Origin of the sequence: Sodalis-like endosymbiont of Proechinophthirus fluctus (assembly GCF_001602625.1) — a bacterium.
GTDB lineage: Bacteria > Pseudomonadota > Gammaproteobacteria > Enterobacterales > Enterobacteriaceae.
Genome location: NZ_LECR01000002.1, coordinates 1 through 8,149, shown reverse-complemented (window position 1 = coordinate 8,149; position 8,149 = coordinate 1). Strand labels below are relative to the sequence as shown.

At 52.4% G+C, this 8,149-nt stretch carries 8 protein-coding genes; all 8 read left to right on the top strand.

Annotation, left to right across the window (positions count from 1 at the left end; genetic code table 11):
• Positions 1–338, top strand: a 338-nt coding sequence (locus BG74_RS15275; RefSeq protein WP_244267041.1) for an aminotransferase class V-fold PLP-dependent enzyme, incomplete at its 5' end; no start/stop codon positions are given.
• A 168-nt stretch (positions 339–506) separates the two neighbouring features.
• Positions 507–1,826, top strand: coding sequence for a 3-phosphoshikimate 1-carboxyvinyltransferase (gene aroA, locus BG74_RS00190; RefSeq protein ID WP_066595569.1), 1,320 nt, complete (start codon positions 507–509; stop codon positions 1,824–1,826).
• A 99-nt stretch (positions 1,827–1,925) separates the two neighbouring features.
• A complete protein-coding gene (gene cmk, locus BG74_RS00185) occupies positions 1,926–2,609 on the top strand; it encodes a (d)CMP kinase (RefSeq protein WP_066595566.1) in 684 nt (227 codons plus the stop codon).
• 114 nt (positions 2,610–2,723) lie between these two features.
• The gene (gene rpsA, locus BG74_RS00180) at positions 2,724–4,400 is read left to right on the top strand and encodes a 30S ribosomal protein S1 (protein ID WP_066595564.1); all 1,677 of its coding nucleotides are present in this window, start codon (positions 2,724–2,726) and stop codon (positions 4,398–4,400) included.
• A gap of 95 nt (positions 4,401–4,495) precedes the next feature.
• On the top strand, positions 4,496–4,780 hold the full coding sequence (gene ihfB, locus BG74_RS00175) for an integration host factor subunit beta (protein ID WP_066595562.1): 285 nt from the start codon (positions 4,496–4,498) through the stop codon (positions 4,778–4,780).
• Positions 4,781–5,891: 1,111 nt separating this feature from the next.
• A complete protein-coding gene (locus BG74_RS11980; protein WP_187202423.1) occupies positions 5,892–6,122 on the top strand; it encodes a hypothetical protein in 231 nt (76 codons plus the stop codon).
• 5 nt (positions 6,123–6,127) lie between these two features.
• Entirely contained in the window at positions 6,128–6,256 is a 129-nt protein-coding gene (locus BG74_RS18635) for a hypothetical protein (RefSeq protein ID WP_256364168.1), read from the top strand.
• A 187-nt stretch (positions 6,257–6,443) separates the two neighbouring features.
• Positions 6,444–8,149 (top strand): lipid A ABC transporter ATP-binding protein/permease MsbA (msbA, locus tag BG74_RS00165; protein ID WP_066595556.1); only part of this gene is annotated, 1,706 nt, incomplete at its 3' end.

Sequence of the window (8,149 nt, the reverse complement as noted above, 5' to 3'; positions counted from 1 at the left end):
TGGTGTTCAAATGGCTAAAAGCGCAGGGCGGGCTGGCGGAAATGGATAAACGCAATCAGGCCAAGGCGTCCTTGCTATACCACGCCATCGACGAGAGCGATTTTTATCGCAATACCATTGCGCCGGCCAACCGTTCGCGCATGAATGTGCCGTTCCAATTGGTGAACAGTAAACTTGACGCGCTGTTCTTGCAGAAGTCTCAGGCTGTCGGTCTGCATGCCCTGAAGGGACACCGGGTGGTGGGCGGCATGCGCGCATCGCTGTATAATGCCATGCCGCTGGAAGGCGTACAAGCGCTGGTGGACTTTATGCTGGGGTTTGCTTGCCTCCACGGATAACGTTCGCCGCCGGACCGGGATGGTCGTTGCTGCCATCGATGTGGCGTTGGTGAAAAATATTTTCCTTAATAATGGCGAAGCTGGTCTCGGGGTCAGACTCTACCGAATCGTCTTCGCGCCGAGGCTACAGGCGCCAGGCTTTATTGTTTGCTGGAGAACGTCTTACACATGCAGGATTCCCTGACCTTAAATCCCATCACGCGCGTCGATGGCACTCTCAGTCTTCCAGGTTCCAAAAGCATTTCCAATCGTGCCCTGTTAATAGCAGTACAGGCCATCGGCACCACACGCTTGGCCAACCTGCTCGACAGCGATGATGTTCGCCATATGCTGACGGCCTTGGACCAGCTCGGCGTCAATTACCGCCTATCGGCGAACCGCCGCAGCTGTGAAATCGACGGCCTCGGCGGCCCACTGCGCGCGGATGACGCGCTGACGCTGTTTCTTGGTAATGCCGGCACCGCCATGCGCCCGCTAACCGCCGCGCTGTGCCTACAGGCACAACAGGATGTGACGCTGACCGGCGAGCCGCGCATGAAAGATCGGCCCATCGGCCATTTAGTGGATGCGCTGCGCCAGGGCGGGGCGAAAATTGATTACCTCGAACAAGAGCACTATCCACCGCTGCGTTTGCGCGGAGGTTATCAAGGCGGTGATATCACCGTCGACGGCAGCATCTCCAGCCAGTTTCTCACCTCTCTGTTGATGATGGCGCCGCTGGCGCCGCAGGACAGCTGCATCCGCATCAAGGGTAAACTGGTGTCCCAACCCTATATCGATATTACCCTGGCGTTAATGAAAAGCTTCGGTATTTCAGTGTGGCACGATAATTATCAGGTATTTTACCTCACCGGCAACGGCGTATACCGTTCGCCGGGCGATTATCTGGTAGAAGGGGATGCCTCCAGCGCGTCGTATTTTCTGGCGGCGGCGGCGATCCGCGGCGGTACCGTGCGGGTAACCGGTATCGGTCGCCACAGCGTGCAAGGGGATATCCGCTTCGCCGATGTGCTGGAGAGCATGGGCGCTACCATTCGTTGGGGCAACGATTACATTGAATGCAGCCGTGCTACGCTGCACGCTATCGATATGGATATGAATCATATCCCCGACGCGGCGATGACCATAGCCACTACTGCGCTGTTCGCCAGCGGCGGCACCACCACGTTGCGCAATATTGCCAACTGGCGAGTCAAAGAGACCGATCGGCTGACGGCGATGGCTACCGAGCTGCGCAAATTAGGTGCCACCGTCACCGAAGGTGAGGATTATCTGTCGATCACTCCGCCCACCAGACTGACCGGCGCCCTCATCGGTACCTATAACGACCACCGCATGGCGATGTGTTTTGCGCTGGTAGCGCTATCCGATACGCCGGTGACTATTCTTGATCCGCAATGTACCCACAAAACTTTCCCGGACTTTTTTGCCCGGCTGGCTGCTCTAAGTACGCCGGCCACGCCGCATTCGGCGCTACTTAACGGGTAAGATTAACCTTTACTCATAATGAAAGGTATAATGACGCGAAATGAAGCCTGAGGACTCCCTGAGGCTTTCACACCCGTTGTGCTTAATAAGGAGAAGTTAATGACGGTTATAGCTCCGGTAATCACCATCGATGGACCGAGCGGCGCAGGAAAAGGGACGCTCTGCAAAGCGTTGTCGGAAGCGTTACAATGGCATTTACTGGATTCCGGTGCGATCTACCGGGTGTTAGCGCTGGCAGCCCTGCATCAACAGGTGGCTATCGATAGCGAGGAGGCGTTGGCGTCGTTTGCCGCTCATCTCGATGTCCGCTTCGAGGTCGAACAGGGTCAGTTGAAAGTGGTACTGGAGGGGGAAGATGTCAGCCAGGCTATTCGAAATGAGACTGTTGGCAACACCGCATCGCGAATCGCCGCGTTTCCGCGCGTGCGTGAAGCACTGCTGCAGCGTCAGCGCGCGTTTCGCGCCACGCCAGGCCTCATCGCTGATGGCCGCGACATGGGAACCGTGGTGTTTCCCGATGCACCAGTGAAAATCTTTCTGGACGCGTCGTCGGAAGAAAGGGCACACCGCCGCATGTGGCAGTTGCAGGAAAATGGCTTTAGTGTTAACTTCGAGCGCCTTTTATCCGAGATAAAAGAACGTGACGATCGCGATCGTAATCGTGCGGTAGCACCATTGGTGCCGGCAGCTAACGCGCTGGTGCTTGACTCCACCCGCTTGACTATCGATGAAGTGATAGTCAAAGCGCTGGCGCGTGCCAGGCAGATTCTGGCGCTATCGTAAAGATATCGTCAATAAATTACCCTGCAGCGAGGAAAGGCAGCGGGGAGTGTATAATAGCCCCATCAAGCAGGATGCCGGATGGACGTTAATCAAAAAATTTGAAGACTATCAAATATGACAGAATCTTTTGCTCAACTCTTTGAAGAATCGCTGAAAGAAATTGAAACCCGCCCAGGATCCATCGTTCGCGGTACCGTTGTATCTATCGAGAAAGACGTAGTTCTGGTTGACGCCGGCCTGAAATCCGAATCCACAATTCCTGTCGAGCAGTTCCGCAACGCCCAGGGTAAGCTGGAAATCGAAGTGGGCGATCATGTTGATGTCGCTCTAGATGCAGTCGAAGACGGTTTCGGAGAAACGCTGCTGTCTCGTGAAAAAGCCAAGCGCTACGAGGCTTGGCTGATGCTGGAAAAATCATACGAAGAAGCGGCCACAGTGATCGGCGTTATTAACGGGAAAGTCAAAGGCGGTTTCACCGTAGAACTGAACGGTATCCGTGCGTTCCTGCCGGGTTCTCTGGTCGACGTGCGTCCGATTCGCGACACCCTGCATCTGGAAGGTAAAGAGCTTGAGTTTAAAGTGATCAAGTTGGACCAGAAACGTAATAACGTTGTAGTTTCCCGTCGTGCCGTTATTGAATCTGAAAGCAGCGCCGAGCGCGATCAGCTGCTGGAAAACCTGCAGGAAGGCATGGAAGTCAAGGGTATAGTCAAGAACCTAACGGACTACGGCGCCTTCGTTGATCTGGGCGGAGTTGACGGCCTGCTGCACATTACCGATATGGCCTGGAAGCGAGTGAAGCATCCGAGCGAAATCGTGAATGTTGGCGACGAAATCACCGTTAAGGTACTAAAATTCGATCGTGAGTGTATCCGTGTCTCCCTGGGCCTGAAACAGCTAGGTGAAGATCCATGGGTCGCTATCGCGAAACGTTACCCGGAAGGCACCCGCTTGACCGGCCGCGTGACTAACCTGACCGACTACGGCTGCTTCGTTGAAATTGAAGAAGGAGTTGAAGGCTTGGTGCACGTTTCTGAAATGGACTGGACCAACAAGAACATCCATCCGTCCAAAGTGGTTAACGTGGGCGATGTGGTGGAAGTTATGGTGCTGGACATCGACGAAGAGCGTCGACGTATCTCCCTAGGCCTGAAACAGTGCAAGGCCAATCCGTGGCAGCAGTTCTCTGAAACCCATAACAAGGGCGACCGCGTTGAAGGCAAAATTAAGTCAATCACCGACTTCGGTATCTTCATCGGCCTGGACGGCGGTATCGACGGTCTTGTTCATCTGTCCGACATCTCTTGGAACGTGGCTGGTGAAGAAGCCGTGCGCGAATACAAGAAGGGTGATGAAATCGCGGCTGTAGTTTTGCAGGTTGACGCAGAGCGCGAGCGTATTTCCCTAGGCGTGAAGCAGCTGTCTGAAGATCCGTTTAATAACTACCTATCTTTGAACAAGAAAGGAGCTATTGTTACCGGTAAAGTCACAGCAGTAGACGCAAAAGGTGCTGCAGTTGAATTAGCGGGTGGCGTGGAAGGTTATCTGCGCGCCTCTGAAGCTTCGCGCGACCACGTGGAAGACGCTACGCTGGTCCTGAACGTCGGCGACGATGTGGAAGCTAAATTCACCGGTGTCGATCGCAAAAACCGTATTGTCAGCCTTTCCATTCGTGCTAAGGACGAGGCGGACGAGAAAGAAGCCATCAGCGCCGTGAATAACAAGCAGGAAGAAGGCAACTTCTCCAACGCAATGGCTGAAGCCTTTAAAGCGGCGACCAAAGGCGAGTAATAATAATGGGGGAGCTGAGGCGGCGACTCTGCTCCTGGACGATAGTTAAGTTGTTATGCTGCTCTTGAAGAGAGCCGCGTAAACTTGGAGGAATTATGACTAAGTCCGAGCTTATCGAAAGACTAGCCAGCCAGTACTCTCATATCCAGACGAAAGTGGTTGAGGATGCAGTTAAAGAGATGCTTGAGCATATGGCGACGACGCTCGCCAGCGGCGAGCGTATCGAAATCCGAGGTTTCGGCAGTTTTTCTCTTCACTACCGTGCCCCGCGCATCGGCCGCAACCCGAAAACTGGTGATAAGGTGGAGTTGGAAGGAAAATATGTTCCACATTTTAAACCGGGCAAAGAGTTGCGCGATCGCGCCAACATCTATGGCTAAACTGCCGCGGTCCGGTCCGGCGGCCAACGTTACTGAAAACCTGAAAGCCCCTTTATGGGGTTTTTTGCCTCCAAACCGCTAGAGATCGAGTCAACGGCCGACAGGAAAACAGCGAAGGATACCGATATGCTGTGGAGGTAGTTAAGGCCAGTATTGATTCAGCCGATGCTTAACACCTAAGAACTAGGACGTATGCCGCAGTTAATGCCAGACATCGTCCAGCTTTGGCCTGTTAACGTTTACCTACAAGATTATCGGGTGAGGTATATCCCGGGCGATGTTCATGATTAAACTATCTCATAAGGTGAAGATGCCTATCGTTTTTTCAATTTTTCAATGCTTAATTAACATATCCTGGTCAGCGATTAGAAAATAGCGCAAGTGCTAAATGCAAATAACGTACAAAGAGGTAACTCGGATTAATAATATTGCTGAATTTGTCAGTGGCATATTATTGATTAGTTTAGATGGGTAACAAAAAAGAGATCGTTACGATATTTCATGGCCTATAGGAAAGCCAACATAGCGCAACAGAGATGCCAGAATATCTCTGTCTGGAGAAATTCATCCAGCTAAGGCGGTGGCGTTACCGGGATACCAAAGTCAATTTCAGCTTCAGACTCCTAGCCCCAATCGCATAGTATGACTGGGGATACACGGTAAAGGTCAATGGCCGGACTTTATTCCAGTTTGATAATGTGTTCGCAAAGAGCAGAAACGGAGACGCTAATCCGCTGCCATTATTTCATGTAGCAAACCTTCGCATGAGAATGGAGGATGCGGTTTACAAAAAAGTTGAGTCTCCAGGCTTCTTTAGGCCGATAGCGACATACACTATCTCTATTTCTGACGCAAATGCTACGGCGCGAGGCGAGGGCGAACGGGAACGGGACGTTTCACAAGAAATTAGCAAGCAGATGATATACGGATTGGGATACCTTGCTGGAGGAGGGAGGGATACCGGAGCAAAAAACGATATGGTGTTCAGAGCGCTAACGGCCTCAGGCCTAAGATATTTCCATAACGCGTTATGGAAATATCGCTATCACCTATATCGGTTTTTTTTGATCTTTGTGACCTGACGAATTAGTCAGGCGGTTATGAGGATGATATGTTAAGCAGCAGCATCGGTGACCACATGACCAATTTGCAGTACAACGATGGCACTGGGAGAGAGGATGACGCCGACAACCTGTTATGGCATAGCGATAGCGACTGGCTCAGTATGGTATTGGGACAAGCGAGTCGGTGGAAAGTTTGCTGCGGCAATGCTTCCACTAGCGCCGCTTTCAGTCATTGCGTCGTTGCCGCCGAGAGAAGACGCATAAGGTCGGTTACCTGACGGGAATGACCGCGCTAGTGCTGGCCATTATTACGGGGAATTTGCCGCTGTTATTTTTGCCGCAACTAACAATAGCGGGCGCGCTGTGTGCTACCTTCTGGCTGTCGGCTGAGGCAGTGGCTCAGTGCTACTAGCGTCTGGGAATTCTCTGGTGCGATACAGCGGCAAGCGGCCAGCTGAGCGTGCGTTTTTATCCGCAGTCGTTTGACGTGCTGGTCTATCGTGTCGAATTTCCCGCCGATAGTATCATCAAGCGGTTTGGCGTCGCTGTGCTAAAATAGGTAGAATAGACGGCTATTGAGTCCCAGCACTGGTGAATAAATGCTAAAAGATAAAGATCTCTCCACCTGGCAGACCTTCCGTCGCCTTTGGCGGATGATCTCACCTTTCAAGATAGGTCTGATCGCCGCGGCGATTGCCCTGATACTCAATGCTGCCAGCGATACTTTTATGCTATCTCTGCTTAAGCCCCTGCTTGATGACGGATTTGGCAAAGCCAACAGTAATATTCTGGTCTGGATGCCGCTGGTAGTGATTGGTCTGATGGTGCTGCGAGGCGTCAGCGGCTTTGTCTCCAGCTATTGCGTATCCTGGGTTTCCGGCAAAGTGGTGATGAACATGCGCCGCAGGCTGTTTAACCATATGATGGATATGCCAGTGTCTTTTTTCGACCAGCAATCCACCGGCACCCTACTTTCACGCATTACCTATGATTCCGAACAGGTGGCTTCATCGTCCTCCAGCGTGCTGATTACCCTGATTCGTGAAGGGGCATCGATCATCGGCCTGTCCGCGATGATGTTCTACTATAGTTGGCAATTGTCGCTGATCCTGGTGGTGATTGCGCCCGTAGTATCATTTTCTATCCGGCAGGTGTCAAGACGGTTCCGCCAGATTAGTAAAAGAATGCAAAGCACCATGGGGCGGGTGACCACCAGCGCTGAACAGATGCTCAAAGGGCATAAGGAAGTGCTGATTTTTGGCGGCCAAAAGGTGGAAAACGAGCGTTTTAACAGCGTTAGCAACCGAATGCGCCAACAGGGGATGAAAATGGTAGCCACTTCCTCGGTCTCCGATCCACTAATCCAGTTTATTGCCTCTCTTGCGCTGGCCTTTGTTCTGTATGCTGCTAGCTTTCCGGCGGTCATGGAAACCTTGACCGCCGGCACCATTACTGTCGTGTTTTCGTCAATGATTGCCATGATGCGCCCACTGAAATCCTTGACTAACGTTAACACTCAGTTCCAACGCGGTATGGCCGCTTGTCAGACGCTGTTTTCCATTCTTGATATGGAAACCGAAAAGGATGAAGGCATAGTGGAAGTTGAGCGCGTTAAAGGTGACATCACCTTTAAACATGTCACTTTTTCCTATCCTGGCAAAGAGACACCTTCGCTGTACGATGTTAGTCTGAGCATTCCTGCGGGGCATACGGTAGCGTTGGTGGGGCGCTCTGGCTCCGGTAAATCGACCATCGCTAGTTTGCTGACGCGTTTTTATGATATCCAGCAGGGCCAGATCCTGCTCGACGGTACCGATCTGTGCGCCTATAAGCTTGCCTCGCTGCGTAACCAGGTGGCGTTGGTTTCCCAAAACGTGCATCTGTTTAACGATACTATCGCCAACAATATCGCTTATGCCCGCAAGGCAACTTACTCCCGCGAGCAGGTAGAGAACGCGGCCCGAATGGCTTACGCCATGGATTTCATAGAAAAAATGGATATGGGCCTGGACACGGTGATCGGAGAAAACGGCGTCTTGCTCTCCGGCGGTCAGCGTCAGTGCATCGCAATCGCCCGCGCGCTGCTACGTGATTGCCCGGTACTTATCCTCGACGAAGCCACCTCGGCGCTTGATACCGAATCCGAACGGGCAATCCAAAAGGCATTGGATGCGCTGCAAAAGAATCGGACCTCCCTAGTTATCGCCCATCGCCTGTCCACCATCGAAAAAGCCGATGAAATTCTGGTGGTAGAGGGGGGGTGGATAGTCGAACACGGCAATCATGAGGAACTAATGTCGCGCCA

Bases quoted from the DNA above. Each gene is read 5' to 3' on its own strand.
- BG74_RS18635 (WP_256364168.1), top strand. From the start codon at position 6,128: ATGACCGCGCTAGTGCTGGCCATTATTACGGGGAATTTGCCGCTGTTA.
- aroA (WP_066595569.1), top strand. From the start codon at position 507: ATGCAGGATTCCCTGACCTTAAATCCCATCACGCGCGTCGATGGCACT.
- rpsA (WP_066595564.1), top strand. From the start codon at position 2,724: ATGACAGAATCTTTTGCTCAACTCTTTGAAGAATCGCTGAAAGAAATT.
- cmk (WP_066595566.1), top strand. From the start codon at position 1,926: ATGACGGTTATAGCTCCGGTAATCACCATCGATGGACCGAGCGGCGCA.
- ihfB (WP_066595562.1), top strand. From the start codon at position 4,496: ATGACTAAGTCCGAGCTTATCGAAAGACTAGCCAGCCAGTACTCTCAT.
- BG74_RS11980 (WP_187202423.1), top strand. From the start codon at position 5,892: ATGTTAAGCAGCAGCATCGGTGACCACATGACCAATTTGCAGTACAAC.